The following is a 26,320-nucleotide window of genomic DNA, read 5'->3' as shown; positions in this document are numbered from 1 at the left end:
AGGGCTTCCGGGGGCCGAACCGCGGCGGGCCGTCGGCCCCACAGGTCAGGGCGGATGTCCGAAAGGCCCGGCCGCGGGGGTCGTGCGCGGGGCGGCACCCGAAGGCGCCGCCCCGGTGGAGCGTCAGCCGAGGCGCTGGACCAGCGCGCGGTACTCGTCCCACAGTTCCTTCGGGGCGTGGTCGCCGAAGGTGTTGAGGTGCTCGGGGACCAGTGCGGCCTCCTCGCGCCAGACCTCCTTGTCCACGTTGAGCAGGAAGTCCAGCTCGGACTCGGAGAGGTCGAGGCCCTTGGTGTCGAGGGCGCCCTTGGCCGGCAGGATGCCGATCGGGGTCTCGACGCCCTCGGCCTGACCGTTGAGGCGCTCGACGATCCACTTCAGGACGCGGCTGTTCTCACCGAAGCCGGGCCACACGAACTTGCCCGCGTCGTTCTTGCGGAACCAGTTCACGTAGTAGATCTTCGGGAGCTTGGACTGGTCCGGCTTGTCCGCGCCGACCTTGATCCAGTGGGCCATGTAGTCGCCCATGTTGTAGCCGCAGAACGGCAGCATGGCGAACGGGTCGCGGCGCAGCTCGCCGACCTTGCCCTCGGCGGCGGCGGTCTTCTCGGAGGCGACGTTGGCTCCGAGGAACACGCCGTGCTGCCAGTCGAAGGACTCGGTGACCAGCGGGACGGCCGAGGCGCGGCGTCCACCGAAGAGGATCGCCGAGATCGGCACACCCTTCGGGTCCTCCCACTCGGGCGCGATGATCGGGCACTGCCCGGCCGGCACGGTGAAGCGGGAGTTGGGGTGGGCGGCGGGGACGCCGGACTCGGGGGTCCAGTCGTTGCCCTTCCAGTCCGTGAGGTGCGCGGGCGGCTCCTCGGTCATGCCCTCCCACCACACGTCGCCGTCGTCCGTCAGCGCGACGTTCGTGAAGACGGAGTTGCCGTACATCGTCTTCATGGCGTTGGCGTTGGTGTGCTCACCCGTGCCCGGCGCGACACCGAAGAAGCCGGCCTCCGGGTTGATCGCGTACAGCTGGCCGTCCTCGCCGAACCGCATCCAGGCGATGTCGTCGCCGATCGTCTCGACGGTCCAGCCGTCGATCGTCGGCTCCAGCATGGCGAGGTTCGTCTTGCCGCAGGCCGAGGGGAAGGCGGCCGTGACGTACTTCGGCTCGCCCTGCGGCGGCGTCAGCTTCAGGATCAGCATGTGCTCGGCGAGCCAGCCCTCGTCGCGCGCCATGACGGAGGCGATGCGCAGCGCGTAGCACTTCTTGCCGAGCAGGGCGTTGCCGCCGTAGCCGGAGCCGTAGGACCAGATCTCGCGGTCCTCGGGGAAGTGCGAGATGTACTTGGTGGTGTTGCACGGCCACGGGACGTCGGCCTCGCCCTCGGCGAGCGGCGCACCGAGGGTGTGGACGGCCTTGACGAAGAAGCCGTCGTCGCCGAGCTCGTTCAGCACGGCCTGTCCCATGCGGGTCATGGTGCGCATGGAGACCGCGACGTACGCGGAGTCGGTGATCTCGACACCGATCGCGGAGAGCGGGGAGCCGACCGGGCCCATGCAGAAGGGCACGACGTACATGGTGCGACCGCGCATGGAGCCGCGGAAGACGCCGTTCTCACCGGTGAAGACGTCCCGCATCTCGGCGGGGGCCTTCCAGTGGTTCGTCGGGCCCGCGTCCTCCTCCTTCGCGGAGCAGATGTACGTGCGGTCCTCGACGCGGGCGACATCGCTCGGGTCGGACGCGGCGTAGTACGAGTTCGGGCGCTTGGCCTCGTTCAGCTTCGTGAAGGTTCCCTTGGCGACGAGCTCGTCGCACAGGCGCTCGTACTCCGCCTCGGAACCGTCGCACCAGACCACCCGGTCCGGCTCGGTGATCGCTGCGATCTCGTCGACCCAGGAGATGAGTTCCTGGTGGTTGGTGGGAACAGTGAGGGGAGCCGCGATGTCGCGCGCCACGATCGCTCCTTGTCGAGGGTGTCTGCTGGAAGGCCCCGTGGGGGCTGCGACCCGGATGCTTCAACCCCTTCAAATTCCCATGGCGCTCATCCGGTGCCGACCGCACTCATTTGATCATCCGACTCTTCCGCCCATATGTCCAGGGGGCCGCACACGTGAGCATCGCCACTCCTGCCTGTTACCTACGGGAGCGTAGGTAACATGCCGTTATGACTGCTGCCGCCGACGCCGCCGCGCCCGTGATCGCCGAGCCCGACTCCGTACCGGTGAAGCCACGGATGCGTGGCTGGTTGCACGCCGGGATGTTTCCGGCGGTCCTGATCGCCGGGATCACCCTGGTCGCACTGACCGACAGCACACGGGCCAGGGTCGCCTGCGCCGTGTTCGTCCTGAGCGCCTGCCTGCTGTTCGGCGTCAGCGCGATCTACCACCGCGGCACCTGGGGACCACGCGGCGAAGCCGTGCTCCGCAGGCTCGACCACGCCAATATCTTTCTGATCATCGCGGGCACCTACACCCCGCTGACCCTGCTCCTTCTCCCGGATTCCACCGGCCGGCCCCTTCTGTGGGCGGTATGGGTGGCAGCACTCGCGGGAATCGCGTTCCGGGTGTTCTGGGTCGGCGCCCCCCGCTGGCTCTACACCCCCTGCTACATCGCGATGGGCTGGGCCGCGGTGTTCTTCCTCCCGGACTTCATGCGCACCGGCGGCATCGCCGTCCTCGTGCTCGTCATCGTCGGAGGAGTCCTCTACAGCGCGGGCGGCGTCATCTACGGGATCAAGCGCCCCAACCCCTCACCGCGCTGGTTCGGCTTCCACGAGGTCTTCCACTCGCTGACGCTCGCGGCGTTCGCCGCGCACTACGTCGGCATCTCCCTGGTGGCCTACCAGCACGGGTGACCGCACCCCCGTACGGCCCGGCCCCCGGGCCGTACGGGACCGGGGTCAGCCGCCCAGCGTGCGCGCCAGCTCCTGTGCGTCGGTGGTCGGCGCGTCACAGACGAAGTGCCGGCAGACGTACGCGGTCGGCTCGCCGTTCACCTGCGGCCGGTCCACGAGCAGCGGGAACTCCGTGCCGGCAGCCGGTCCCTCGCCCGCCGCGACCACCGCGCCCGGCGCCTTGCCCAGCAGCGCGACCCGGTGCAGTGCGCCGCCGACCGGCCCCACGACCGCGACCTCGCGCGGCCCGTCCAGCAGCGCCTCCGCGACCGCCAGACCCCAGCCGATGAAGCGGGGCGCACGCGGCCCGAGCGCCTTCACGACACCGAGCGCGCCCTCCGCGGCGGTGCGGTGCGCCTCCGAGCCGGTGTGGGCGGCGTACGAGAGCAGCGCACCCGCCGCGGCCGTCCAGCCCGCCGGAGTGGCGCTGTCGGTGGGGTCCTGCGGCCGGCGGATCAGCTGCTCGGCGTCGTCGGCCGTGTCGTACAGCTGGCCGCCCTCACCCGTGAAGCGCTCCAGCACGATGTCGAGCAGGAAGCCCGCGAACTCCAGCCAGACGCCCTCGCCGGTGACCGAGGCCAGCGCGAGGAAGCCCTCCGCGACGTCGCCGTAGTCCTCCAGCACCCCGGCGTGCCCGCCCACGCGGCCGTCCCTGGAGGTCCGTGACAGCCGGGCCACGTCGCCCATGTGCACGCGGACGAGCAGATCGGCCGCCTCGGTGGCCCGCTCGATCAGATCGGGCCGCTCGAAGTACGCGCCCGTCTCGGCGAGCGCGGCGATCACCAGGCCGTTCCACGCGGCGACGACCTTGTCGTCGCGCCCCGGCCGCACCCGCGGTTCGCGCGCCGCCAGCAGCCGGGCCCGCACGTCGGCGAGCCGCGCCGGGTCCGCCTCCCTCTCCGTGCGGGGAAACTGCAGGACGGAGGCCCCCTCCTCGAAGGTGCCCTCCTCGGTGACCCCGAAGCACTCCGCGGCGAACGCGGCGTCCTCCTCCCCCAGGACCTCCCGCAGCTGCGCCGCCGTCCACACGTAGTAGGCACCCTCGACGTGGCTGCCGTCCGCGGCCTCGCTGTCGGCGTCCAGCGCCGATGCGTAGCCGCCCTCCGTCGTCCGCAGTTCCCGCACCATGAAGTCGGCGGTCTCCAGCGCGACCCGGCGGGCCTGCTCGGAGCCCGTGGCCCGCCAGACGTGCGCGTAGACCCGGCAGAGCAGCGCGTTGTCGTAGAGCATCTTCTCGAAGTGCGGCACCAGGGCGCCGTCGGGCCGCTGACGCAGGACGTACCGGTGGAAGCCGCCGCCCAGCTGGTCGAAGAGGCTGGAGCGCGCCATGGCGTCGCAGATCCCCTCGGCCATCTCCAGCGCCCCGTCGGACTCCGTGCGGGCGTGGTGGCGCAGCAGGAACTCGATCAGCATGCTCGGCGGGAACTTGGTGTCGCCACCACCGAGCCATCCGCTCTCCGTGTCGTACTCCCGGCTGATCCCGAGCAGCGCCTGGGCGAGCTCCGCCTCGCCGGGGAGCCCGTCGCCCGCGCCGGAGACCAGCTCCCGCGCCGCCAGGTCACGGGTGATCTTCTCGGCGACCTCCCCGACCTCCTCGCGGCGGCTCGTCCACGCGGTGTGGACGCCGTCGAGGACCTGCTGGAAGGAGGGCAGGCCGTGCCGGGGAGCGGGCGGGAAGTAGGTACCGAAGTAGAACGGTTCGCCGTCCGGTGTCATGAAGACGGACATGGGCCAGCCGCCCTGCCCGGTGGCCGCCTGCACCGCCTCCATGTAGACGGCGTCCACGTCGGGACGCTCCTCGCGGTCCACCTTCACCGAGACGAAGTGCTCGTTCATATAGGCCGCGGTCGTCTCGTCCTCGAAGCTTTCGTGAGCGAGCACATGACACCAGTGGCACGAGCTGTACCCCACGCTGAGGAACACCGGCACGTTGCGCCGGCGGGCTTCCTCGAAGGCGGCGGGCTCCCACTGCCACCAGTCGACGGGGTTGTCCGCGTGCTGAAGGAGGTAGGGGGACGTGGCGTGCGCGAGTCGGTTCGGCATGCCCCAATCCTTGCGTACGCGGCGGAGCCCCGCCCACACGCCACGTCAGAGCGCCGTGCCGCGCCCCTCCGTCACCCGGGCCGCGAAGGCGTCCAGGTTTCCCGTCATGCGGGCGAGGCGCTCCTCCGTGGTCAGGGACTCCTCGTAACGCCCGGTCCGCAGCTTCGGCTGCCGCTTGCCCCGCACGTACAGCGGGCAGGCGAGATCGGCGCAGATGTAGATGCCGACGGTGTTGCCCTCACGGCCCTTCGCACCGGCCAAGGGGGCGGCGAGCAGGGAGACTCCGGAGGAGGCGTGACCCGTCAGACAGATCTGGCAGAGGCTGGACTTCACGGCGCTGGTCCGCCGTACGGAGGGGACGCGCAGCGAGAATCCCAGGGGTCCGTCCGCCCGGGGCAGCACGATGTGGGCCCGCAGCGGGGCGCCCGGATCGACCCACCCGAGGAAGTCCAGGTCCTCCCAGGGCAGTTCGCCGAAGTCGAGCGGCAGCTTGAGCCGCGCCGCCTCACCCTTGGTGCAATTCACGAAGGATGACCTGATCTGTCGTTCACTGAGCGGTTCCACGGGCGTCGACACTACGTGGCGGTTGAACGCATCGCATCTCCATTTCCGCCACGCCGACGGCCGTGAGTGGCATGCCCGCGGAGATTCGGGGAAGTCGTCTGCGCAAACCGTTCGCCCGCGCCCCGCAGGACACCGGGTCACGATGCCGGCCGGTGCGGGCGTACTCGGGGTGACCAAGGGGGACACATGCGGGAGAGCCATCGGGCCGAAGCCGAAAGGCTGTTGGTACGCGCGGTGGAGGAGGAGGCGCGCCGGACCGGCGGACGGAGCGATGCGGGCGCGCTGCTGACGCGGGCGCGGGCCGCGCTCGACACCATGGCCGCCGGGGCGGGCGAGGAGTACGCCGCGTACGTGCAGGCGCTCGACGCGGCGGAGGCAGGGCAGCAGCCGCTGTCGCAGAGGTTCAGCAGGACGGCGCTCGGAACGCCCCTGCTGGTCACGGGAGTTGCCTCTGCGGCTGCCGTCGGAGCGGACCTCGCGCTCGGCACGGCCACCGGTCTCGCCGTCGGCGCGGGCGCCGTCGTCGCCGTCGCGGGCGCCGCGGCCACCGTCGCCAAGGTGACCGCCTCCCACTGGCCCGCCGCCCACCGCAGGGCGGGCGCCCTGAACCAGCCGGGCGGCCCCGGACAGCTGCGGCTCCAGTGGCTGACGGCCCTGGAGGTACGGGGCATCCGCCCGTACCTCGACCAGCAGCGGATGCTCAGCGCCTCCGCGCGCCCCGCGAAGAAGGCCGCCGCATCCGTCGTACCGCAACTGCGCGGTACGGACCGCAGCGCGGCGGCCCGCACCCGGTCGCTCCTCCAGCAGTCCTTCGGCCAACTACCGTCCAAAGAAGGCCCGTTCGCGGGCCGCCGCACCGAGCTGGCGCAGATCGCCCAGTGGGTACGGACGGCCCGCGCGGCCACCGAGACCCGGCCGACCGTCGTCGTGCTGCACGGTGCGCCCGGTACCGGACGCACGGCACTGGCCGTACGGGCGGCCCACGCCCTCAAGGACCAGTTCCGGGGGGCGTGCGTGGTCGATCTGCGCGGCGACGTGGCCGGGGAGACCCCCCTGCCGACCCGTGACGCCCTGCTGCACCTGCTCAACCGGCTGGGCGCACCCCGCGAGCAGCTGCTCTTCCGGGAGAGGGCCTCCGCCGAACAGCAGGTACGGCGGCTGAGCGAGCTCTACCACCAGCACCTCACCGGCACCCCCGTCACGATCGTCCTCGACGACGCCACCGACGCCGCCCAGGTCCGCACGCTCCTGCCGGAACGTTCCGACAGCCTGGTGCTCGTCACCGCCCGCGAACCCCTCGACCTGCCGGACTCCGTCCCGGCCTGGGTGCACCAGCTGCCCGTGGGCGGCCTGGACGCCGCCGGCGCCGAGGAACTGCTGCGCGAGGTGGCCGACGAGGAGGAGGGCGGACCGTACGACTACCCGTCCACGGACACCGTCGTCGAGCTGTGCGGCGGGCTGCCGCTGGCCCTGCGCATAGCGGGCTCCTCGCTCGGCGCCCGCACCCGCAGCGCCCTCGCCGCCGACCTCGGTGCCTACGGCCCGGTCGCCCCGGCCGAGCGCGCCCTGTGGCTCCGCTACACCGACCAGCCCGAGCAGGCCAGGCGGCTGCTGCGGCGGCTCGCCCTGGCCGGCCGGGCGAGCCTGGGCGCGGCGGCAGCCGCCGCCCTGCTGGCCACGGACGAGCAGGAGGCCGAGCGGCTGTTGACGGCACTGGCCGGGGCCGGGCTCCTCTCCCACGTGCGCGGCTCGCGCTACCGGCTCCACGACCTCGTACGGGGCTTCGCCCTGGCCCGGCTGCTCGACGAGGAGGAGCCCGCCGACCGCACCGCCGCCCAGGAGCGGCTGATCCAGAGCTACGCGGAGCTCGCGGACGCGGTGATCCGCATGGTCGACGGCAAGATGTCCACGCGTGCCGGACAGTTCGGGGCACACGGCTTCGGCTCGCTGGACGCGGCCCTGCGCTGGCTGGACGACGAGTCGAGCTTCATCACCTCGGCGCTGCGGCACGCGGAGGACGTCGACCAGGGCGCCGTCCTCCACCTGCTGGGCGCGCTGTGCGACTACTGCCTGCTGCGCGGCGACCTCTACCGGCTGGGCGAGATCAGCGAGCTGACGCAGGCCGTCGACAAGGGGCTCCTGGAGCGGTCGGTCCAGTGGCGTACGGGCATCGCGGCCCGGCAGCTCGGCGAGCTCGACAAGGCCCGCACGACGCTGTCCTCCGTCGTCGGCCTGTACCGCGAGGCGCAGAACGACGCCGGCGCCGCGCTGGCCCTCTGCTCGCTCGGCATCACCCTGCACCACCAGGGCAACCTCACTGAGGCGTCGGCGCGGCTGCGCGAGGCGCTGGACCTGCAGTCCTCCGACGAGCAGGCCGAGGACCGCGCCTGGTCGCTGCACGCCCTGGCCGCCGTCGAGCGGGACCGGGCCAATCTGGCGGAGGCCCTGACCCTGCTCGACACCGCGCTGCGGCTGCACCGGGAGGGCGAGTCCCTGCACGGTGAGGCGTGGTCGCACTTCCAGCTCGGCCAGGTCTGCCTGCGGATGGGCGAGGTGGCACGGGCGGAGGACGAGCTGCGGACCGCGCTCGACCTCTACGGCCGCACCCGGGACGAACGCGGTGCGGCCTGGGCCCTGACCCAGCTCGCCCGCGCCCGGCTGCTCGACGGCGACCCGGCGCCCGCGGTGGAGCAGCTACGGCTGGCCCTGTCCCGGCACCGGGACAACGAGGACGCACGGGGCGAGGCGTGGACGCGGTACTACCTGGGCCAGGCCCTGGAGGAGGAGGGCGACACCGACGAGGCGGTACGTGAGCTGGAGCGGGCGCGCACGATGTTCTCCCGGATGCGCGACGTGTACGGCCTGGCGTGCGCCCGCCACCACTCCGGGCGGGTGACCCGCGACCAGCGGGCGGCGCGGACCGGGAATCTGCGCAACTCCGGCTTCGCCCGTCAGCTGCTGGTGGACGCGCGGGCCGACTTCCGGCGCATCGGCGTCGCCCACGGGGAGGGCTGGACGTGCCTGGAGCTGGCGCTGATCGACGCGGGCAACCAGCGGGCCGGTCAGGCGCTGGCCCTGTGCGACGAGGCGGTCGAGCTGTTCGCCTCGTACGGGGACGCCCGCGGCGGTGACTGGGCCCGTTTCCTGCGGTGCACGCTCCTGCCGTACGCGTCACCGGGCGGCAGCGAGGTGGGGACGGCGGTGGCCCAGCAGGAGCTGGCGGAGCTGGTGACGGCCGCGCACCCGAGCCGGGACCCCAAGCTGGAGGACTGCGCGGAGACGTTCGCCGTGATCCTGGGGCGCGGGGTGGACCTGGAGGACGGCTGGCAGGCGTGGCACCTGGGCCTGACGCCGGGCCGTCACGCGCGGGAGGTCATGGGCGTTCCGCTGGGCCCTGCGCGTGCGTAAGGGTCCGCGGCGCCGTTTTGTCCTCAAGCGCCGGACGGGCTGGTTGGTGGTGCCCCGGTCCCGGGTTGCCCGTTCGGGGTTGGTCCGGGGCCCCTCCGGAGTGTCTCCTCGGGCAACGAACGTTCGGCGGAGACGTCTCCGTACCCGGGTATCTGTTCGTCACCCTGCGGGGACCCTCCTGCACGGCCCCGGACCGGCCGGTGAGTCGCTGCGGGCCGTGCCACCGGGGGTGCGCAGACGGCATCGTGGCCGGGATGCCGTGCCACCGGGCCGCAGGGATCGACGAGACACGGGTGGGGCCGTGCAGGAGGGTCCCCGCAGGGGCGGGCGTAGGACCCGGGTTCGTTCGCTCCGTACCCGGGTGCCACGCCCGTCCCGAGGAGACACTCCGGAGGGGCCCCACCCGACCACCCACCGCTCAGGCGGACAACCCGGGCACCCACCACCGGTCAGGCGGTGGGCCTGCCCGGTTCGGCCGAGCCCGGAACCGGGGTCTCGTCCGGCGCCTCCTCGAAGTCGACCTTGCCCATGTGGCGGTTCATCGACTTCATCAGAAACCACACGGCCACGGCGAGCGCCGCGAAGACGATGAAGCCGAGGACGCCGGGAGTCACCTTGTTGTCGTCGACCTCCTTGGCGAGAGGGACGAGGTGGGTCAGTGCCTGGGTCGCGTACATATCAGGCATTGTCGCGGATGCCCGCGAAGAGGTCGCTCTCGGGGAGGGAGGTATCGACCAGAGACTTCGCCAGCTCGTACTCCTCGGTCGGCCAGACCTCCCGCTGGATGTCCATCGGAACCCGGAACCAGCCGCCGTCCGGATCGATCTGCGTCGCGTGCGCGATCAGCGCCTTGTCGCGGATCTCGAAGAACTCGTCGCACGGAACGAACGTGGTCAGCGTCCGCTCGTCGCGCGCGAACTCCTTCCAGCGCTCCAGCCACTCCCCGTACGGGGACTCCAGCCCGCGGGCGAGGAGCGCCTCGTGGAGGGCGACGGTGCGCGGCCGGTTGAAGCCCTGGTTGTAGTAGAGCTTCTGCGGCGCGAACGCCGGGCCGAACTCCGCCTCGGGGAACCTCTCGGTGTCCGAGGCCCCGTCGAACGCGATCATCGTGATCGTGTGCGTCTTGATGTGGTCGGGGTGCGGGTATCCGCCGTTCTCGTCGTACGTCGTGATGACCTGCGGCCGGAACGCACGGATCTTCGCGACGAGACGCCCCGCCGCCGTCTCGTCGTCCTCCAGTGCGAAGCAGCCCTCGGGCAGCGGCGGCAGCGGGTCGCCCTCGGGCAGACCCGAGTCGACGAAGCCGAGCCACTCCTGCTCGACGCCCAGGATCTCCCGGGCCTCGTCCATCTCCTTCTTGCGTACCTCGTGGATGTTCTCCTCGATGTACGCGTCCCCCTGGAGCTTCGGGTTGAGGATGGAGCCGCGTTCGCCCCCGGTGCAGGTGACAACCAGCACGTCCACCCCCTCGGACACGTACTTGGCCATGGTGGCGGCGCCCTTGCTCGACTCGTCGTCGGGGTGGGCGTGAACGGCCATCAGGCGCAGCTGCTCAGTCAAGACTCGATCCTCAGTGATTGGTCGCCATCAGGGTGCCGTCCCGCAGGGACGTCGATGCTGGGGTGGCGGTCGGGTGGCGGGTGGGCGGCTTCTATAGTGACCGAACCGGGGGGCGGAAAATTCCTCGATCCCCGGCACAGGAGGAACGATCATGACTGCGGTACGCGAGGCGGTGTCCGAAGGGCGCTACGGCCGGTCCGAGGATCAGCGAGCCGACCGCAAGCTCAAGATCATCGGCGCGGTACTGGGCGCCGGTCTGCTGGGCGTGATCGTCTGGATCGGCTTCGACTACGTCGGCGGCAAGGACATCAACGCCGAGGTCATCAAGTCCAAGGTCGTCTCGGACGAGCGGGTCGAGGCCCACCTCGAAGTCCGCAAGGATCCGGACGCCGGCGGCTACTGCACGCTGCGCTCGCTGAGCGAGGACGGCAGCGAGGTCGCCCGCAAGGACTTCCGCTTCGACGCGCCGACCGGCCGGATCGACGAGGTCGTCTCCCTGCGGACGACGGCACGGGCCACCGCGGTCGAGCTGATGGGCTGCACCGCCGACGGCGGGGCGTCGCGCTGACCTGCTGGTCCGACGCGTATGCCGTTTACCTTCTCCCCCTTTTCCTGCGGAATTGTTAGGCTCGTGGTTTCGCCCACCCGTGGAGGAACATGCTTCTGGGTAGGGCGATGCTTTGTATTCCCAGTACCGACGAGGAGCACCCTGTGACCCAGACCAGCGATAACGTCACCTGGCTCACGCCGGCGGCGTACAACCAGCTCAAGGCCGAGCTGGACTACCTGTCTGGTCCCGCGCGCACGGAGATCGCCGTAAAGATCGCGGCGGCCCGTGAGGAGGGTGACCTCCGGGAGAACGGCGGGTACCACGCGGCCAAGGAGGAGCAGGGCAAGATGGAGCTCCGGGTGCGCCAGCTGACGCAGCTCCTGGAGCACGCCAAGGTCGGCGAGGAACCTGCCGACGACGGCGTCGTCGAGCCCGGCATGATCGTGACGATCGCCTTCGACGGCGACCCGGACGACACCCTGGAGTTCCTGCTCGCCTCGCGCGAGTACGCGAGTTCGGACCTTGAGACGTACTCCCCGCAGTCCCCGCTCGGCACGGGTGTCAACGGCAAGCGGATGGGCGAGGACGCCGAGTACGAGCTGCCGAACGGCAAGATCGCCAAGGTGAAGATTCTCGCGGCGAAGCCGTACAAGGGCTGAGCCGCCCCGATCGGAACACCAGTGGGCCCCGGCCGTGCGTGCACGGCCGGGGCCCACTGCGCTGTCCGGGCCCGGAACTCAGGCGGTCGCCGAGCGGTACTTGCGGACCGCGAGGGTCCGGAAGACCAGGATGATCACGGCGGACCAGATCAGCGACGCCCAGACCGCGTGCTGCATCGGCCAGGCGTCGGAGGTCGACACGCCGGGGTTGCCGAAGAGTTCCCGGCACGCCTGGACGGTCGCGCTGAACGGGTTCCAGTCGGCGATCGGCTGGAGCCAGGAGGCCATCTGGCTGGAGTCCACGAAGGCGTTCGAGATGAACGTCACCGGGAAGAGCCAGATCAGCCCGCCGGAGGTGGCCGCCTCGGGGGTGCGCACCGACAGCCCGATCAGCGCGCCGATCCAGGAGAACGCGTACCCGAGGAAGAGCAGCAGCCCGAAGGCGGCCAGCGCCTTGGGGATGCCCTCGTGGATGCGCCAGCCGACGAGCAGCGCGACGATCGCGAGGACGACGACGGTCAGCGCGGTCTGTACGAGGTCGGCGAGCGTACGTCCGGTGAGCACCGCCCCCCGGGCCATCGGCAGGGAGCGGAACCGGTCGATGAGCCCCTTGTGCATGTCGTCGGCGATGCCCGCTCCGGCGCCCGCCGTGGCGAACGTGACGGTCTGGGCGAAGATGCCCGCCATCAGGAACTCCCGGTACGTCGCCGGGTCGGTGGAGCCCCCGACGCTCATGGAGCCGCCGAACACGTAGCTGAACAGCACCACGAACATGATCGGCTGGATCAGCCCGAAGATGACCATCTCGGGGATGCGGGTCATCCGGATCAGATTGCGCTTGGCGACGACGAGCGAGTCGGCGACCGACTGCTCCAGGCCGCCGCGCGGCCTGCGGGCCCGCGCCTCGGCCGCGTCCGTTACGGCGGTCACGTGACGGCCTCCTTGGCGGTCTCCCCGTTCGTCTCCAGCTCCGCGGCATGGCCGGTGAGCGACATGAAGACGTCGTCGAGGGTGGGACGGCGCAGACCGATGTCGTCGATCTCGACGCCGCGGGCGTCGAGATCGCGGATGACCTCGGCGAGCAGCTTGGCCCCGCCACTGACCGGGACGGTCAGCTTGCGGGTGTGCGCGGCGACGCTGACCTCGCCCTCGCCGAGCACGGTGAGCACCTCGCGGGCGGGTTCGATCTCGTCCTTCCGGTGGACGACGACTTCGACGCGCTCGCCGCCGGTGCGGGCCTTCAGCTCGTCGGAGGTGCCGCGGGCGATGACCTTTCCGTGGTCGATGACACAGATGTCGTCGGCCAGGTGGTCGGCCTCCTCCAGATACTGCGTGGTCAGCAGGAGCGTCGTACCGCCGGCCACGAGCTCCTGGATGACCTCCCACAGCTGCTGCCGGTTGCGGGGGTCGAGTCCGGTTGTCGGCTCGTCCATGAACATGACGGGCGGGGAGACGACGAGCGCCGCCGCCAGGTCGAGGCGGCGGCGCATTCCGCCGGAGTACGTCTTGGCGGTTCGGTCGGCGGCGTCGGCGAGGTTGAACCGCTCCAGCAGCTGCCCCGCCCTGGCCTTCGCGTCGCGCGCGCTCATCTGGTAGAGCTGCCCGACCATCTGGAGGTTCTCGCGGCCGGTCAGATACTCGTCGACCGCGGCGAACTGGCCGGAGAGCCCGATCGAGCGGCGGACCTCGTTGGGATGCTTCAGTACGTCGATGCCCGCCACGACCGCCGTTCCGCTGTCCGGCTGGAGGAGCGTGGTCAGGACGCGCACCGCGGTCGTCTTTCCGGCACCGTTGGGTCCGAGGAGACCCAGGACCGTGCCCTCCGGCACGTCCAGGTCCACGCCGTCCAGTGCTCGTACGTCGCCGAAGGTCTTCACCAGACCTTCGGCGTATATGGCGCCTGGCATGTGGGATTCCCCCCGTTGCGTTTTGGGTGACTTCCTGTGCAGATCCTAGGGACGTCCCACGGGGCGCGCGCGGCGAAAGCGAGTATTCAGCTCATCACGAGATAGCCCGCGTCGCGCAGCGCCGCGGACACCTCGTCGCAGTGCGCGGGGCCCTTCGTCTCCAGGTGCAGCTCGACCTCCGCCTCCGTGAGGCCCAGCCGCGGATCGGTCCGCACATGGCTGATGTCCAGGACGTTGGCGTCGGCCACGGAGAGCGCGGCGAGGAGCGTGGCCAGCGCCCCGGGGCGGTCGGTCAGCCGGAGCCGCAGGCTCAGATAGCGGCCCGCCGCCGCCATGCCGTGCGTCAGGATGCGCTGCATCAGCAGGGGGTCCACATTGCCGCCGGACAGCACCGCGACGACCGGCCCCGCGAACGCCTTCGGGTCGCTGAGCAGCGCCGCCACCGGGCTGGCCCCGGCCGGCTCTACGACGAGCTTGGCCCGCTCCAGGCAGAGCAGCAGCGCACTGGAGAGCTCGTCCTCGGAGACCGTACGGACCTCGTCGACCAGCTCCTGGACGAGGCGGAAGGGGATGTCGCCGGGGCGTCCCACCTTGATCCCGTCGGCCATCGTCTGGGGCGAGACGACCGCGACGGGGTGGCCGGCGGCGAGCGACGGCGGATAGCCGGCCGCGCCGGCGGCCTGGACACCGACGACCCTGACGTCGGGGCGCAGCGCCTTGACGGCCACCGCGATGCCCGCGGCGAGGCCGCCGCCGCCGATCCCGACGACGATGGTGCGGACCTCCGGGCACTGTTCGAGGATCTCCAGGCCGACCGTGCCCTGCCCCGCGATGATGTCCGGGTGGTCGAACGGGTGGATGAAGACGGCGCCGGTCCGCTCCGCGTACTCCTCGGCGGCGGCGAGCGTCTCGTCGACGACATGACCGTGCATCCGGACCTGCGCGCCGTACTCGCGGGTCGCGGAGACCTTCGGCAGGGGTGCGCCCACCGGCATGAAGACCGTGGACCGTACGCCGAGCAGCGAAGAGGCGAGTGCGACACCCTGCGCATGGTTTCCGGCACTCGCGGCGACCACTCCGGCGGCCCGCTCCTCCGGCGTGAGCCCGGAGATCCGTACGTACGCGCCGCGCAGCTTGAACGATCCGGTGCGCTGGAGGTTCTCGCACTTGAAGTGGACCGGCGCTCCGACCAGCTCCGTCAGATACCGGCTGCCCTCCATCGCGGTCACTCTGGCCACGCCCGACAGCATCTTCCGCGCCCCGCGGACATCGTCGAGGATCACGGGCGGAAAGGGGCCTGACGCGCGGAAGCTCATGACAGCAAGTCTTGCAGCTCGGGCCGGTCGCGGCCGACTCGTCTCATGGCGGACTGCGGTGGTGTCCACAGGTTTGTGCAGCGCTGGTACGCGTTGCCCCGTGGCCGCGTACTCTGTCCCCCACTCATCCGACACCGCACGAAGAGAGCCCGGCCATGCCCCCTCAGGACATGACGACTGCTGCGTCTCCTTCCGGGGGCACCGCCCCCGGCAACCCGGGTACCGACCACCTTCTCGATGCGCTCCAGCACCAGGTGGCCGTCTTCGCCCGCCGTGCCGAACAGACCCGCCTCGGGGGCGTCGGCCAGGTCCGCAACTCCATGGACCGGGCCGCCTACTTGCTCCTGAACCGGCTGGACCGCGAAGGCCCGATGGGCGTCAAGGCACTGGCCGCCGGGATGGGCATCGACTCCTCCACCGTGACCCGCCAGGTCGCCCCCCTCGTCGACACCGGTCTGGTCAAGCGCACCTCGCACCCGGAGGACGGCCGCGCCGTGGTGCTCCAGCTGTCCCCGCGCGGGCAGGCCCGTCTCGACGAGGTCCGCTCCTCGCGGCGCGAGCTGATGTCGCAGGTGACGGACGACTGGAGCACGGAGGAGCGCGACACGTTCTGCACCCTGCTCACCCGGTTCAACGCGGCACTGGCCGCGCGCCAGGCCGCGCACCAGGCCCAGCCGGAGGACTGACCGCCGGCCGGTCGCGCACACCTCTTGACCCGGGGCTCCCGCCGGGTCTCCGATGGGGTATGCGAGAGCGGCAGGCCGACCGGCAGCGCCGCCGCGCCCAGGAGTTCGAGGACTTCGTCGCGGGCGCGGCAGGCCGTCTGCTGCACACCGCCACGCTCCTCACGGCCGAGCCCGCCGAAACTCCGGGGGCCAACCTCCGGGCTCTGCGGCTGCTGACCGGGGCGCTGGCGCACACGTACGCGGAGTGGGACCGGCTGCGCGGCGAGGACCCGTACGACCGGACCCGCCAGGAGCTCGTCACCCGGTTCGCTCGGGAGGCGTGGCGTCACCACCGGCCGCACGGCGGTCTGCTGGAACGACTGACCCCGCAGGAGCGCCTGGTGCTCGTCCTGCGTCTGTACGAGGGGGTCGCCGAGGAGCAGGCGGCGGCGCTGCTCGGGCTGCCGGCGGAACGGGTGCGGGCGATCTGCACCAGGGCCGTCGTCAGGACGTACACGGCCCCGGAACCGCCGGAACCGCCGGAGCGCCCGGAGCGCCCCGTCGCACGGCTGCTGGGGGGCACGTGACGAACGAGCGCCGTGCCCGTCCCGGCCGTCCCGACCGCAAGGTGGACGAGGTCCGCCGGATGCTGGAGGCTCCGCGTCCGCACGTACCCGCCGATCTGGCGCTGCGGGCGGCGGAACGCGGCGCCCGGCTGCTGCGCCGCCACCGTGCCGTGCGCCGGGTGCTGGTGTGCCTGATGTGCGCGGCGGTGGTCGCCTTCGTGGTGTGGGCGGGGGTCACCAGGCCGTGGGTCGTCCCGCCGGCCGGGACGACGCCGCCGCTGGAGGGCTGGTGACGCGGGCCGCCGTGCGCCCCGACCCGCCGGATCTATCCTGGAAGGGTCGGCATGCCGTACGAGCCGAGGAGGCCGTCATGACCAGGAAAGTCGCCGACTGCCGGAAGTACCCGAGCGTTTCGAACTGCACCCTCACCATCTCCGGTGAAGAGGAAGAAGTCGTCCGGGCCGCCACCGAGCACGCCGTCTCCGTCCATGAGCACACCGACAGCCCGGAGTTGCGCGCGGAGGTCCGCGCCTCCCTGGAGGACGAGAAGGTCGGCGTCTGAGGGGGACGGGCCCGCCCGGCGATCGCATCGCGCTCACCGCCGGACGGACAGAGGGTCCTAGGACACGACCTAGCCGAGCGCCTGCGTCAGGTCGGCCAGCAGGTCGTCCGCGTTCTCGATGCCGACGGACAGACGGACCAGGTCGGCCGGGACCTCCAGCGGGGATCCCGCGGCGGAGGCGTGCGTCATCCGGCCCGGGTGCTCGATGAGCGACTCGACGCCGCCCAGCGACTCACCGAGGGTGAACAGCTTGGCGCGGTTGCAGACCTCGACCGCCGCCGCCTCACCGCCCGCGACCCGGAACGAGACCATTCCGCCGAACGCCTTCATCTGCTTGGCGGCGATCTCGTGCCCGGGGTGCTCCGGCAGGCCCGGGTACAGGACGCTGTCCACCTTGGGGTGACGGGTCAGCAGGTCGGCGACCTTCGTGGCGTTCGCGTCGTGCCGGTCCATACGGACCGCGAGGGTCTTGATGCCGCGCAGCACCAGCCAGGCGTCGAAGGGCCCGGCGACCGCGCCCATCGCGTTCTGGTGATAGGCCAACTCCTCCGCCAGCGTCGGGTCGTTGGCGATCAGCGCGCCGCCGACGACGTCGGAGTGGCCGCCCATGTACTTGGTGGTGGAGTGCACCACGACGTCCGCGCCGAGGGCGAGGGGCTGCTGGAGGTACGGGCTCGCGAAGGTGTTGTCGACGACCAGGCGCGCCCCCGCCTGGCGGGCGACGTCGGCGACGGCCGCGATGTCCGTGATCCCGAGAAGCGGGTTGGACGGGGTCTCCACCCAGATCGCCTTGGTGCGCGGGGTGATCGCCGCCCTGACGGAGGCCACGTCCGAGGTGTCGGCGACGGAGAACTCCACGCCCCAGCGCGAGGCGACCTTCGCGAACAGCCGGAACGTACCGCCGTAGGCGTCGTTCGGGATGACCACGTGGTCGCCGGGCGTGAGCAGCGTACGGAGCAGGCAGTCCTCGGCGGCGAGGCCGGACGCGAAGGCGAGTCCGCGGCGACCGCCTTCCAGGGCTGCCAGGTTCTCCTCCAGGGCGGTACGGGTCGGGTTGGCGCTGCGGCTGTACTCGTAGCCGCCGCGCAGTCCGCCCACGCCGTCCTGCTTGTACGTGGACACCTGGTAAATGGGCGGAACAACGGCGCCGGTGAGGGGATCGGCGGTGTTTCCCGCGTGGATCGCGAGAGTCTCGAAGCTGTGCTGGTCGCTCATGAGGCCCGAGCGTAGTTCGTCACGAGGGCGCTCACGGGTCACTGCGCCGTGCGGGGACAATGGGTGTATGGAGATTCTCTGGTTCCTGCTCGCGCTGTGCATGCTCGCCGCCGTCTTCGGCCCCTTCGTGCTGCGCCGCCGGGGTGGCATCCGTCAGGTCGCGCCCGGCTCCCCCGACGCCGCCGACCCGGAGTCGTACGGCTTCCTGCGCGAGGAGGAGCTGGACGTCCGGATGCCGGGGCCCGACCAGGATCTTCTCGATGTCCTGGACGTCGTGCAGGGGACCCAGGACTGGCGGGCCGCCGCCCAGCTGCTGGCCGGCACGCCCAAGGAGGGCGAGGTGCGGTGGCAGCGGGTGCAGGCGTTCGCCGGCGCGGCCTCGCTGGAGCTGATGCGGCAGCCGGGCGTCGGCGGCGCGTGGCTGCGCAACTGGCGGGCGGAGTCCCCGAAGGACGCGGGCGGCGCGGCGGTGCACGCGGAGTTCCTGGTGCAGCAGGCGTGGCGTTCCTCCGCCGCGGGAACGGATGACTTCCGGATCATCCTGGAAGAGGCCCGTACGGTCTGTGGCGAGGCCGCTCTGCTGGCTCCGGGCGACCCCGTCCCGTACATCGTCGAACTGGCCGTGGCCCGTGGACTCGGATACTCCCACGAGCAGTTCGACCAGCTCTGGGCGAAGATCATCGACCGGGCCCCGGCGCACATGGGCGCGCACATCGCGGCGCTGCACTTCTGGTGCGAGAAGTGGCACGGTTCGCGCGAGGAGTCCGAGCGGTTCGCCACCACGGCCGCCGCCCGCGCCCCGCAGGGCTCGCTGCTGGCGGCGCTGCCGCTGTTCGCGGTGTACGAGCATCTGCCGGAGGTCAATCTGGTGCAGGGCTTCTACCGGAGTGTCGTGGTCACGAAGGCGGTCGAGGGCGCACTGTTCGCGGTGCACGCGGCCCGCGCCGACGATCCGATGCTCGCGCACGTCCGTCATCTGCTGGTGCTGTTCCTGGTCCGGATGGAACGCTGGTCGGAGGCGATGAACCAGCTCGTCCACATCGACGGCCACGTGGGCGCGCTGCCGTGGACCGAGGGTGCGGACCCGGCCGCCGCGTACACCGTCTACCGGGCACTCGCGGTCGCGGGATACGAGGCGAACGGCGGCAGCCCGGCTTCCCTTCCCCAGTAACCGCCGCGGGGGCGCCGCCGGAATCCACGGCGCACGTCCCGTGTTGTACGCACTGCACACCAAGCCCCGGAGGAGCCCCCGCATGTTCCTGAACCACCGCACCCCGCAGCTCCCCACCCCCGAGGAGGCGCTGCGCGGCCGTCCCACGCCCGAGTTCACCGTCCCTTCCCGCCACACGGTCCTCGGCAACCCCCTGGTGGGCCCGTATCCGGAGGGCCTGGAGGTCGCCGATTTCGCGCTGGGCTGTTTCTGGGGGGCCGAGCGCAAGTTCTGGCAGACGGACGGTGTCTGGACGACTCTCGTGGGTTACCAGGGCGGCTACACGGAGAATCCCTCGTACGAGGAGACCTGCTCGGGTCTGACCGGTCACACCGAAGCGGTGCGCGTCGTCTTCGACCCCCGGATCGTCTCGTACGCGGAGCTCCTGAAGCTCTTCTGGGAGTCCCACAACCCGACCCAGGGCTTCCGCCAGGGCAATGACGTGGGCACCCAGTACCGCTCGGCGCTCTACACCCACTCCCCCGAGCAGGCGGAGGCGGCGAGCGCGTCCCGCGAGGCGTACCAGCAGGTCCTCACCGGCGCCGGGTTCCGCGAGATCACGACGGAGATCCTTCCCGCGGAGGGCCGCACGTTCTGGCCCGCGGAGGCGTACCACCAGCAGTACCTCGACAAGAACCCGGACGGCTACTGCGGCATCGGCGGTACGGGCGCGACGCTGAGCGCCCCCTCGGAGACGAACTGGGGCCGCTCCTGCCCGACGGGGATCGCTCCCGCACCCGAGTAGACCTCCGAGGTCCCCGCCCGCCGAGGTGCCCAATTCGTGAACGGACAGCGCCGATTGCGTGTGCAACCCGAGAGTTTGCGCACCCACGCCCGCTGACTAAAGTGGCCCTCAAAGACTCACGTCAACGGGGGGACCCTGACGGCGGAGGCCCGTCGCCGGGTTCGGCGGGCCACTGCACCGATATTTCCCTCAGCAACTGGGCCCCGGCCGTCGCTCGTCGCGACGGCCGGGGCCCGAGTCAGGCTTCGACAAGGGGGAAAGCGTGTCGTTCGACGAGGAATGGGCTCGGCAGAAGCAGGCCGTCACGGAGCAGCAGTCGTCCCACACACGGCTGAACCAGCTTCCGGCCGACGGCTCGGGACCGACGGGACCGACGGGTTCCACGCCGGACCTGGCCACGGCCCCCGCCGCCAAGAAGAAGGCGGCGAACACCATCGAGACCAAGCTGGAGCCCGGGACCAAGCAGGCCGCCGACGCGGCCGACGAGTCCACCCGGAAGGCCATCGGCGAGTTCGGCGGCTGGGACACCGGAGCCGGCCTGAAGAAGGCCCACGCGCACTGGGACACCCAGGTGAAGCGGCTCATGGGACGGCTGAACAGCGAGAAGTCCAGTCTGCGGAACACGTCGACGCTGTTCAACAACCAGGACATCGCCACGGGGCAGGGCTTCACCCCTCTGCAGTCCAGGGTCTCCGGAATATAAGTGCGTTCACGACCGTCCGGCATTTGAGGGGGAACGATGCCCAGTTATTACGAGATCCTGCACGTCAAGCTCTCCGAGCTCACTTCGGCCGCGGACGGCTGGAAGGACATGGCCGGCAAGCTCAAGAAGCTCGAGGACCTGTACGAGTCGGACGTGCAGAGCGTCACCAAGGGCGACAAGTGGCTGGGCGAGAGCGCGTCGATCGCCGCCCCGAACTTCGCGGTGACGCGCGGCCAGTACGACGCGGCGCAGAAGGAAGCCCTGGCCATGGAGTCGCTGCTCCGGGACGCACACGGGCAGTTCACGGACCTCAAGGCGAAGGTGGAGTCCGCCGTCGCCGACGCGGTCAAGGCCGGGATGAAGGTGTCCGACACCGGCGTGGCGAGTTATGACTACAGCAAGGTGGACGCGGCGACGGCGAACAGCATCCGCCACGATCCTGAGCTCCGGAACGTCGAGATGTCCTACACCAGCAATATCGGCGCCGCGGTGAAGGCGGTCAACGAATTCGACCAGGACGTCAAGGTCGCCCTGCTGAACGCGTCCGGTGCCGATGGCACGGCGCCCTTCGGATTCAATGCCAAGCCGGTCGGGGACGTCGAGGCCGTCGAGGCGATCGCCCTGTCGGAGAAGGTCAAGTCCGGCGAGGCCTCGGACAAGGAACTGAAGCACTATCGCGATGTCATGCGCGAGAACGCCAAGGACAAGCATTTCAGCGAGGCGTACCTGCACGCCCTCGGTGCCGAGGACGCGGTGCGGATCGCCGACCGGATGCACCTCGCGGCGAGCGATTCCGGTGTGTCGGCGAGCGACAAGAAGCTCTACAACTCGATCTCCGAAAGCCTCGCCAACACCGTCGCCTCCGGCACCAAGGACCCCGGAAGTTACGCGTACAAGCCCTTCATGGACGGCCTGAAGGGCGTGGGCCCGGACCGGATCGACAAGGGAGTGTCGGTCACCTCCGGGTACCAGGCGTTCGTGACGCTGCTGAAGCACGGCGACGGGTACGGCAAGGAATTCCTCAATGACGTCGGAGACGACATCATCAAGAACGAGGACCCGGACCGGCGCGCGCACGCCTTCGACGCGACGCGCCCCGGCCTTTCCGTCGACCCGCTGGACGACCTGCTCGGCATCATGAGCAAGAACCCGGAATCGGCGGAGTACTTCCTCGACCCCCAGGCGGAGGGGAACAAGAACGAGCACCTGAAGTACCTGCTCACCGACCGGAAGTGGCCGTACGACGACATCATCGGGCCGAACGGCGCGACGCTGGATATCCAGGACCCCGAACAGGCCGCGGGCCTCGGGGCCGCCATCGAGGCCGCGTCGACCGGCCACGAGCCGGGCGGAAAGCCCGGCGAGCCCGGTCCGCACTCCGAGGGCCAGGCACGGGTGATGCACAACGCCATCCGCTTCCTCGACGACGACTCGGGCGGCGACGAATTCCCCAAGGAGCTCGAGAACATCCGCCAGCCGATGGCGCGGGCGCTCACCGACTACGTGGCGGACACGCACATCATCCTGAACGGCCAGGAGTCGGCGTACGGCGGAATCGCCGGCCAGGACTCCATCAACGGGTCGGGTGACAAGGCGCACCTCGCGGTGGGGCAGGCAAGCCTTATCCGCGTCATGCGGGGTGTCGCGGAAGACGCTCCCGCTTTCTCTCTGCTGTACGAGACCGAGCGGGCCTATGTCGCCGAAGAGCTTGCCACGGCTCCCCCGTACAACGGCGACAAGACGCATGGCGCGAGCGCGGACTGGGATCATCGCGGCAGTCAGATCGGTGGTGCGATGGGCGCGCTCAACGGGATCGGCGCCGACGTGTACGACGACAAGGAGAAGGACAAGGCGGAGTGGGCCGAGGACACCGCCGCCTATTCGGCCGCCGGGGCGAACGGTCTGATCGGTGAGATCCCGGTTCTGGGCACGGTGGGCGGTTCATTGATCGACGCGGTGTCATACGACTGGACCAAGGATGTCGTCGACGCGGCGGAGGCCCAGGGCAAGAAGGACGCGAGCGACAACTTCGCCGTGGGTGTGGACGGCACCAACAAGCTGATCGACAAGTGGGGCGAAGACAATGACATTTCGGGATCGGGAGCCTTCAAGTCCGCGAGGGACAACGCGCGCGACGGCCATGACGCCGGGCGCAATGCCGCCCTCACGCACCTGTGACCCGAGAGTCCGCCGCTCAGTGAAGACAGCGGCCGTCTTCGCGGCACTCGCCCTGGCGGCGGTCGGCTGCACGTCGGACGAACCCGAACCCGCGCCGCCGGTCAGCCAGCCCTGCCAGACCGACCCCGGCACCCCCGAAGGCAAGTTCGTCCGCCAGCTGCTCGACGCGGACGACTACCGGACGCGGGTCGAGAAGGCTCCGGACGATCTCGCGGACGGGCTGAAGGAGGAGCTGAAGGCGCGCGCGGAGCCCGGGCGTACGGAATTCCGTACGCCGATGTGCTCGTTCGCCCTGAACTACCCCAGGGGTTCCGGCAGCGACACTCTCAGTGTCGATTTCCACTGGACCTCCCGGGAAAGCCCCAAAGGCACGGGGCGCCCTGCGGACACGCACGCCTTCTACAACGTCAACGGCCACTACGGGGAGTCCGACGAAACCCTGTCGGTCCTCCACGTGGAGTGCGCCCTGCCCGGCAAGCTCGGCACGCTCTCGCAGCAGAACCTGCTCGTCGCGTCCGCCTCGAACACGTCCTACGTCGGTACCGCTGTGAAGCAGGAGGTACGCGACCGCCAGATCCACTTCCTGTACCTCATGGCACGGCAGGCCACGGAAGCCCTCGGCTGCGAGAACGAGCCGCTGAAGAAGGACCCCGTCGTCAAGGGCTACAAGACCCCCGAGGAGGCCGCGAAGGCCACCCCGTAGCCGTGTCAGGCCGCGAGGCGCACCTCGCCCCGGCGCGGGGCCGGCCGGGCCATGCGCGTGGCCGGGACCTCGCGGCGGGCCGGGGTGAGGTCGGTCCGCGCGAGGCGGATCAGTTCGCGGTGGCTCAGGGCGAGGAGGTCGGCGAGGCGGAGGCCGAGGGCGTGGGCGGCTGCGGCCAGGACCTCGGACGACGGCTCCTTCAGGCCGCGTTCCAGCTCGGAGAGATAGGGCATCGAGATCCGCGCCGCGTCGGCCACGTCCTTCAGCGTGCGTTCCTGGGCCTGCCGCTCGCGGCGCAGGACGTCGCCGACGACATGCCGCAGGAGCGGCTCCTTGGCGGCGGGGGCCGGTGCCCCGGCCGCCGGGCGCAGGGGAATGACGCGGGCGTTGTCCGACTCGTTGCTGCTCACCTCCCCAGCGTAGGAGTCCCTGGCCCCGCACGTCAGCGGGAACGTTCCGCCTCCGGCGAAATCCCGTATCGCGGGGGCGCTTTCCGGACGCTGCTGGAAGACTCCCCGTCGTGATGACGAACGAGCGACAGTCCGGGCCCGCCCGGTCCCTGGCACGCGGACCGTGGTTCATGGCCAACGAAGTACTGGCCTTCTTCCTGGAGTTGGCGGCCCTGGCCTGTCTGGGCTGGTGGGGCTTCGCCACGCCCGACGGCACCGTCGCACGCCTGCTGCTGGGCGTGGGCACACCGGCGGCGGCCATCGTCCTGTGGGCGCTCTTCGCCGCCCCCAGGGCCCGTTTCAGCCTGCCCCTGGCGGGTGTTCTGCTGGTCAAGGCCGTGGTGCTCGGAGGCGGCGCGCTGGCGGTCCTCGGCCTCGGCCATCCTCTGGCCGCCCTGACCTTCGCCGTGGTGCTGGTGGCGAACACGGGCCTCGCGGAGTTCTCCCGGCACCGGCCGGGCCCCGCCGCACCCGACGGTGCCGAGGACTCCGACAGGACAAAGAACCCCGACTACCGGACAGATGTGCGAGATTGACCGGATGAACAAGCAGGAATCTCAACGCATCGCACTGCGCCGCGCCCGCACCGAGGACGGGGCAGCGGTGGCGGAGGTCTACCTCCGGTCCTTCGACGCCGCGCTGCCGACCGTGCGCCGCGCCCATGACGACGACGGCGTACGGGCCTTCTTCCGCGACGTCGTCGTGGTGCACCACGAGACATGGGTGGCCGACGAGAGCGGCACCGTGGTCGGAATGATGGTGCTGGAGGAGAACCGGATCGAACAGCTCTACCTGGCCCCGGAGAGCCGCGGGCTCGGGATCGGCGACCGCTTCGTACAGCTGGCCAAGGAACGCAGCCCGCAGGGGCTGGAGTTGTGGACCTTCCAGGTCAACTCTCCCGCACACCGCTTCTACGAGCGGCACGGATTCGAGGCGGCGGAGCGGACCGACGGTTCGGACAACGACGAACGGGAACCGGACATCCGCTATGTGTGGAAGGGAGACGCGACAGCGGACGATCGGCCATGATGCCGTCATGAGCGCGCCACGGGGGTACAGCAACCGTCAACATCCCTATGAACAAAGGTCGTTGTACGGAAAGCGACGGTCCGGAATCCCTTCGGGAGACCGGGTCGTACCCCCGGTCCCGCCCGGCGTCTACGGGGAGTTACGTCCCCCGCCGCGCATCCCCTCGGGCGCCGGCGACATGCGGCGGTACCTCGCGGTCGCGGTCGACTGCTATCTCTGTCTGCTGGCCGCCGGGCTGCTGACCCGGGTCCACGTGGGCACGTCCCAGGCGGGCCGGGCCCTCCCGCTGCTGCTCGGTATCGCGCTCGCGCTCTCGTTCGCCAATCAGGTGCTCCTGACCATGGCGGTGCGGGCCAGCGCGGGCAAGCTGGTCATGGGCGTACGGGTGGTCGGGATGCCCGGCGTCGGCCGGCCCGGGCTCGGCCGGCTGATGCGGCGCTGGGTCCACGGACTGTGCTGGGCGCCGCTGCAGCCCTGGCACTGGCTGCGCTCGCCCTCCGGGCCCGCCCGGGACGGCGGCGACTGCCCGCTCCTCGGCAGCGAGGACGGCGACCTGTACGAGGACCTGTCGGGTATCCGCCAGGTCCGTCGTGCGGACCTGGCGGCCTACCGGGCGGCCGTCGCCTACCGGGCGGCCGTCGCCGGGCGGGCGGTCTGACGACGGACCGCCCGGCGAGGGAACGGGATCAGGCGGCGGCGTTCTCCGTCACCGTGACCCGGCCCTTGCGGATGGTCGCGAGACGCGGCGCCTTGCGTGCCAGCGAACTGTCGTGGGTGACCATGATGAACGTCAGCCCGTGCTCCTTCCACAGCCCGTCGAGCACCTCCATGATCTCGTCCCGCATGGACTCGTCGAGGTTGCCGGTGGGCTCGTCCGCGAGCAGCACCTTGGGCCGCTTCACCAGCGCCCGCGCGATCGCGACGCGCTGCTGCTGACCACCGGACATCTCGCCCGGCAGATGGGTCGGACGGTCGCCGAGACCCACGGATTCGAGCGCCTCCGCCGCCCGCTCACGCCGGGTCCTCGCGCCCAGGCCCAGCGGGACGAGTGCGGTCTCGACGTTCTCCTGCGCGGTGAGCGTGGGGATCAGGTTGAAGCTCTGGAAGACGAAGCCGATGGACTCCGCCCGCACCTTGGTGAGCCGCGCCTCGGGCAGCTTCGCCAGGTCGACGCCGTCGAGTTCGATGCTGCCCTCGGTCGGCCGGTCGAGGCCGCCGAGCATCTGGAGGAGGGTGGACTTGCCGCCGCCGGTCGGGCCCTGGATGACGAGCCTGCCGCCGTCCTCGATGGTCAGGTCGACCCCGTCGAGCGCGTTGACGGTGGTCTTGCCGCGCCGGTAGCGCTTGGTGACGCCTCTGAGCTGGTACACGTGTGAACTCCTGCTGTACGTACGGAAGTG

At 70.8% G+C, this 26,320-nt stretch carries 27 protein-coding genes; 16 read left to right on the top strand and 11 right to left on the bottom strand.

What is annotated here, in order from left to right:
* Positions 1–123 precede the first annotated feature (123 nt).
* Entirely contained in the window at positions 124–1,950 is a 1,827-nt protein-coding gene (locus OG230_RS22570) for a phosphoenolpyruvate carboxykinase (GTP) (RefSeq protein ID WP_328905526.1), read from the bottom strand.
* 209 nt (positions 1,951–2,159) lie between these two features.
* Between OG230_RS22570 and trhA the strand changes: the two genes are divergently transcribed.
* Complete coding sequence (gene trhA / locus OG230_RS22565; RefSeq protein ID WP_328905525.1) at positions 2,160–2,849, top strand: PAQR family membrane homeostasis protein TrhA; 690 nt, start codon at positions 2,160–2,162, stop codon at positions 2,847–2,849.
* 45 nt (positions 2,850–2,894) lie between these two features.
* Here trhA and OG230_RS22560 read toward each other — a convergent pair whose 3' ends face one another.
* Together OG230_RS22560 and OG230_RS22555 are read right to left on the bottom strand one after the other, a co-directional pair.
* Positions 2,895–4,931, bottom strand: a complete 2,037-nt coding sequence (locus tag OG230_RS22560; RefSeq protein ID WP_328905524.1) for a thioredoxin domain-containing protein — start codon at positions 4,929–4,931, stop codon at positions 2,895–2,897.
* A 45-nt stretch (positions 4,932–4,976) separates the two neighbouring features.
* A complete protein-coding gene (locus tag OG230_RS22555; RefSeq protein WP_328905523.1) occupies positions 4,977–5,495 on the bottom strand; it encodes an FBP domain-containing protein in 519 nt (172 codons plus the stop codon).
* 186 nt (positions 5,496–5,681) lie between these two features.
* On the opposite strand from OG230_RS22555, the gene OG230_RS22550 reads away from it, so the two are divergent.
* Positions 5,682–8,903: a tetratricopeptide repeat protein gene (locus tag OG230_RS22550; RefSeq protein WP_328905522.1), complete on the top strand. Its 3,222-nt coding sequence runs from the start codon at positions 5,682–5,684 to the stop codon at positions 8,901–8,903.
* Positions 8,904–9,352: 449 nt separating this feature from the next.
* Here the strand turns inward: OG230_RS22550 and OG230_RS22545 are convergent, their stop codons facing one another.
* Positions 9,353–9,580, bottom strand: coding sequence for a hypothetical protein (locus OG230_RS22545; RefSeq protein ID WP_328905521.1), 228 nt, complete (start codon positions 9,578–9,580; stop codon positions 9,353–9,355).
* Between the two features lies 1 nt (position 9,581).
* Positions 9,582–10,463 (bottom strand): mycothiol conjugate amidase Mca, encoded by an 882-nt coding sequence (gene mca, locus OG230_RS22540; protein WP_328905520.1) that lies wholly within the window; start codon positions 10,461–10,463, stop codon positions 9,582–9,584.
* Positions 10,464–10,614: 151 nt separating this feature from the next.
* Between mca and OG230_RS22535 the strand changes: the two genes are divergently transcribed.
* Together OG230_RS22535 and greA are read left to right on the top strand one after the other, a co-directional pair.
* The gene (locus OG230_RS22535) at positions 10,615–11,031 is read left to right on the top strand and encodes a DUF4307 domain-containing protein (protein WP_328905519.1); all 417 of its coding nucleotides are present in this window, start codon (positions 10,615–10,617) and stop codon (positions 11,029–11,031) included.
* 143 nt (positions 11,032–11,174) lie between these two features.
* Positions 11,175–11,672 carry a transcription elongation factor GreA gene (gene greA / locus OG230_RS22530; RefSeq protein WP_328905518.1) on the top strand — a complete coding sequence of 166 codons (498 nt, stop codon included), beginning with the start codon at positions 11,175–11,177 and terminating at the stop codon, positions 11,670–11,672.
* Between the two features lie 78 nt (positions 11,673–11,750).
* On the opposite strand, the gene OG230_RS22525 is transcribed toward greA, so the two are convergent.
* From OG230_RS22525 to ilvA, 3 genes are all read right to left on the bottom strand, one after another.
* Positions 11,751–12,602, bottom strand: coding sequence for an ABC transporter permease (locus OG230_RS22525; RefSeq protein WP_328905517.1), 852 nt, complete (start codon positions 12,600–12,602; stop codon positions 11,751–11,753).
* Positions 12,599–13,579 carry an ATP-binding cassette domain-containing protein gene (locus tag OG230_RS22520; RefSeq protein ID WP_328905516.1) on the bottom strand — a complete coding sequence of 327 codons (981 nt, stop codon included), beginning with the start codon at positions 13,577–13,579 and terminating at the stop codon, positions 12,599–12,601. The genes OG230_RS22525 and OG230_RS22520 overlap by 4 nt, the downstream gene beginning before the upstream one ends.
* Positions 13,580–13,665: 86 nt before the next feature.
* A complete protein-coding gene (gene ilvA / locus OG230_RS22515; protein WP_328905515.1) occupies positions 13,666–14,895 on the bottom strand; it encodes a threonine ammonia-lyase in 1,230 nt (409 codons plus the stop codon).
* Positions 14,896–15,050: 155 nt separating this feature from the next.
* Here ilvA and OG230_RS22510 point away from each other — a divergent pair, with 155 nt between their 5' ends.
* The 4 genes from OG230_RS22510 to OG230_RS22495 all read left to right on the top strand — a co-directional run bounded on the left by OG230_RS22510 (position 15,051) and on the right by OG230_RS22495 (position 16,688).
* Positions 15,051–15,581, top strand: coding sequence for a MarR family winged helix-turn-helix transcriptional regulator (locus OG230_RS22510; RefSeq protein WP_328905514.1), 531 nt, complete (start codon positions 15,051–15,053; stop codon positions 15,579–15,581).
* 59 nt (positions 15,582–15,640) lie between these two features.
* Positions 15,641–16,147, top strand: a complete 507-nt coding sequence (locus tag OG230_RS22505) for a sigma factor-like helix-turn-helix DNA-binding protein (protein WP_328905513.1) — start codon at positions 15,641–15,643, stop codon at positions 16,145–16,147.
* Positions 16,144–16,419, top strand: a complete 276-nt coding sequence (locus OG230_RS22500) for a hypothetical protein (protein ID WP_443051353.1) — start codon at positions 16,144–16,146, stop codon at positions 16,417–16,419. Before OG230_RS22505 ends, OG230_RS22500 begins: the two co-directional genes overlap by 4 nt.
* Before the next feature lie 77 nt (positions 16,420–16,496).
* Complete coding sequence (locus OG230_RS22495) at positions 16,497–16,688, top strand: DUF1059 domain-containing protein (RefSeq protein WP_328905512.1); 192 nt, start codon at positions 16,497–16,499, stop codon at positions 16,686–16,688.
* Positions 16,689–16,757: 69 nt separating this feature from the next.
* Here OG230_RS22495 and OG230_RS22490 read toward each other — a convergent pair whose 3' ends face one another.
* Entirely contained in the window at positions 16,758–17,903 is a 1,146-nt protein-coding gene (locus OG230_RS22490; RefSeq protein WP_328905511.1) for a cystathionine gamma-synthase, read from the bottom strand.
* 67 nt (positions 17,904–17,970) lie between these two features.
* Between OG230_RS22490 and OG230_RS22485 the strand changes: the two genes are divergently transcribed.
* From OG230_RS22485 to OG230_RS22465, 5 genes are all read left to right on the top strand, one after another.
* Positions 17,971–19,074, top strand: a complete 1,104-nt coding sequence (locus OG230_RS22485; protein WP_328905510.1) for a hypothetical protein — start codon at positions 17,971–17,973, stop codon at positions 19,072–19,074.
* Positions 19,075–19,156: 82 nt separating this feature from the next.
* Entirely contained in the window at positions 19,157–19,858 is a 702-nt protein-coding gene (gene msrA / locus OG230_RS22480; RefSeq protein ID WP_328905509.1) for a peptide-methionine (S)-S-oxide reductase MsrA, read from the top strand.
* Between the two features lie 262 nt (positions 19,859–20,120).
* A complete protein-coding gene (locus tag OG230_RS22475; RefSeq protein ID WP_328905508.1) occupies positions 20,121–20,561 on the top strand; it encodes a hypothetical protein in 441 nt (146 codons plus the stop codon).
* Positions 20,562–20,597: 36 nt separating this feature from the next.
* On the top strand, positions 20,598–22,739 hold the full coding sequence (locus tag OG230_RS22470) for a hypothetical protein (RefSeq protein ID WP_328905507.1): 2,142 nt from the start codon (positions 20,598–20,600) through the stop codon (positions 22,737–22,739).
* 19 nt (positions 22,740–22,758) lie between these two features.
* On the top strand, positions 22,759–23,442 hold the full coding sequence (locus OG230_RS22465; protein ID WP_328905506.1) for a hypothetical protein: 684 nt from the start codon (positions 22,759–22,761) through the stop codon (positions 23,440–23,442).
* Between the two features lie 5 nt (positions 23,443–23,447).
* On the opposite strand, the gene OG230_RS22460 is transcribed toward OG230_RS22465, so the two are convergent.
* Entirely contained in the window at positions 23,448–23,852 is a 405-nt protein-coding gene (locus OG230_RS22460; protein WP_328905505.1) for a helix-turn-helix domain-containing protein, read from the bottom strand.
* Positions 23,853–24,022: 170 nt separating this feature from the next.
* On the opposite strand from OG230_RS22460, the gene OG230_RS22455 reads away from it, so the two are divergent.
* The 3 genes from OG230_RS22455 to OG230_RS22445 all read left to right on the top strand — a co-directional run bounded on the left by OG230_RS22455 (position 24,023) and on the right by OG230_RS22445 (position 25,578).
* Positions 24,023–24,427, top strand: coding sequence for a YrdB family protein (locus OG230_RS22455; RefSeq protein WP_443051352.1), 405 nt, complete (start codon positions 24,023–24,025; stop codon positions 24,425–24,427).
* A gap of 4 nt (positions 24,428–24,431) precedes the next feature.
* Complete coding sequence (locus tag OG230_RS22450; RefSeq protein ID WP_328905503.1) at positions 24,432–24,920, top strand: GNAT family N-acetyltransferase; 489 nt, start codon at positions 24,432–24,434, stop codon at positions 24,918–24,920.
* 178 nt (positions 24,921–25,098) lie between these two features.
* Positions 25,099–25,578, top strand: a complete 480-nt coding sequence (locus tag OG230_RS22445; RefSeq protein WP_328905502.1) for an RDD family protein — start codon at positions 25,099–25,101, stop codon at positions 25,576–25,578.
* Positions 25,579–25,606: 28 nt separating this feature from the next.
* Here OG230_RS22445 and OG230_RS22440 read toward each other — a convergent pair whose 3' ends face one another.
* Entirely contained in the window at positions 25,607–26,290 is a 684-nt protein-coding gene (locus OG230_RS22440) for an ABC transporter ATP-binding protein (protein WP_328905501.1), read from the bottom strand.
* Positions 26,291–26,320 lie beyond the last annotated feature (30 nt).

The sequence above is a fragment of the Streptomyces sp. NBC_00234 genome (assembly GCF_036195325.1).
In the GTDB taxonomy this organism is placed as follows: domain Bacteria; phylum Actinomycetota; class Actinomycetes; order Streptomycetales; family Streptomycetaceae; genus Streptomyces.
Note: the sequence above shows the minus strand (reverse complement) of the source record. Positions and strands in the feature narration are given on the sequence as shown.

What these genes read in the sequence shown, in the direction of transcription:
- trhA (WP_328905525.1), top strand. Translation starts at nt 2,160, where the DNA reads ATGACTGCTGCCGCCGACGCCGCCGCGCCCGTGATCGCCGAGCCCGAC.
- OG230_RS22560 (WP_328905524.1), bottom strand. Translation starts at nt 4,931, where the DNA reads ATGCCGAACCGACTCGCGCACGCCACGTCCCCCTACCTCCTTCAGCAC.
- OG230_RS22550 (WP_328905522.1), top strand. Translation starts at nt 5,682, where the DNA reads ATGCGGGAGAGCCATCGGGCCGAAGCCGAAAGGCTGTTGGTACGCGCG.
- OG230_RS22545 (WP_328905521.1), bottom strand. Translation starts at nt 9,580, where the DNA reads ATGTACGCGACCCAGGCACTGACCCACCTCGTCCCTCTCGCCAAGGAG.
- OG230_RS22535 (WP_328905519.1), top strand. Translation starts at nt 10,615, where the DNA reads ATGACTGCGGTACGCGAGGCGGTGTCCGAAGGGCGCTACGGCCGGTCC.
- OG230_RS22520 (WP_328905516.1), bottom strand. Translation starts at nt 13,579, where the DNA reads ATGCCAGGCGCCATATACGCCGAAGGTCTGGTGAAGACCTTCGGCGAC.
- ilvA (WP_328905515.1), bottom strand. Translation starts at nt 14,895, where the DNA reads ATGAGCTTCCGCGCGTCAGGCCCCTTTCCGCCCGTGATCCTCGACGAT.
- OG230_RS22510 (WP_328905514.1), top strand. Translation starts at nt 15,051, where the DNA reads ATGCCCCCTCAGGACATGACGACTGCTGCGTCTCCTTCCGGGGGCACC.
- OG230_RS22505 (WP_328905513.1), top strand. Translation starts at nt 15,641, where the DNA reads ATGCGAGAGCGGCAGGCCGACCGGCAGCGCCGCCGCGCCCAGGAGTTC.
- OG230_RS22495 (WP_328905512.1), top strand. Translation starts at nt 16,497, where the DNA reads ATGACCAGGAAAGTCGCCGACTGCCGGAAGTACCCGAGCGTTTCGAAC.
- OG230_RS22490 (WP_328905511.1), bottom strand. Translation starts at nt 17,903, where the DNA reads ATGAGCGACCAGCACAGCTTCGAGACTCTCGCGATCCACGCGGGAAAC.
- OG230_RS22485 (WP_328905510.1), top strand. Translation starts at nt 17,971, where the DNA reads ATGGAGATTCTCTGGTTCCTGCTCGCGCTGTGCATGCTCGCCGCCGTC.
- msrA (WP_328905509.1), top strand. Translation starts at nt 19,157, where the DNA reads ATGTTCCTGAACCACCGCACCCCGCAGCTCCCCACCCCCGAGGAGGCG.
- OG230_RS22470 (WP_328905507.1), top strand. Translation starts at nt 20,598, where the DNA reads ATGCCCAGTTATTACGAGATCCTGCACGTCAAGCTCTCCGAGCTCACT.
- OG230_RS22455 (WP_443051352.1), top strand. Translation starts at nt 24,023, where the DNA reads ATGGCCAACGAAGTACTGGCCTTCTTCCTGGAGTTGGCGGCCCTGGCC.
- OG230_RS22450 (WP_328905503.1), top strand. Translation starts at nt 24,432, where the DNA reads ATGAACAAGCAGGAATCTCAACGCATCGCACTGCGCCGCGCCCGCACC.
- OG230_RS22445 (WP_328905502.1), top strand. Translation starts at nt 25,099, where the DNA reads ATGCGGCGGTACCTCGCGGTCGCGGTCGACTGCTATCTCTGTCTGCTG.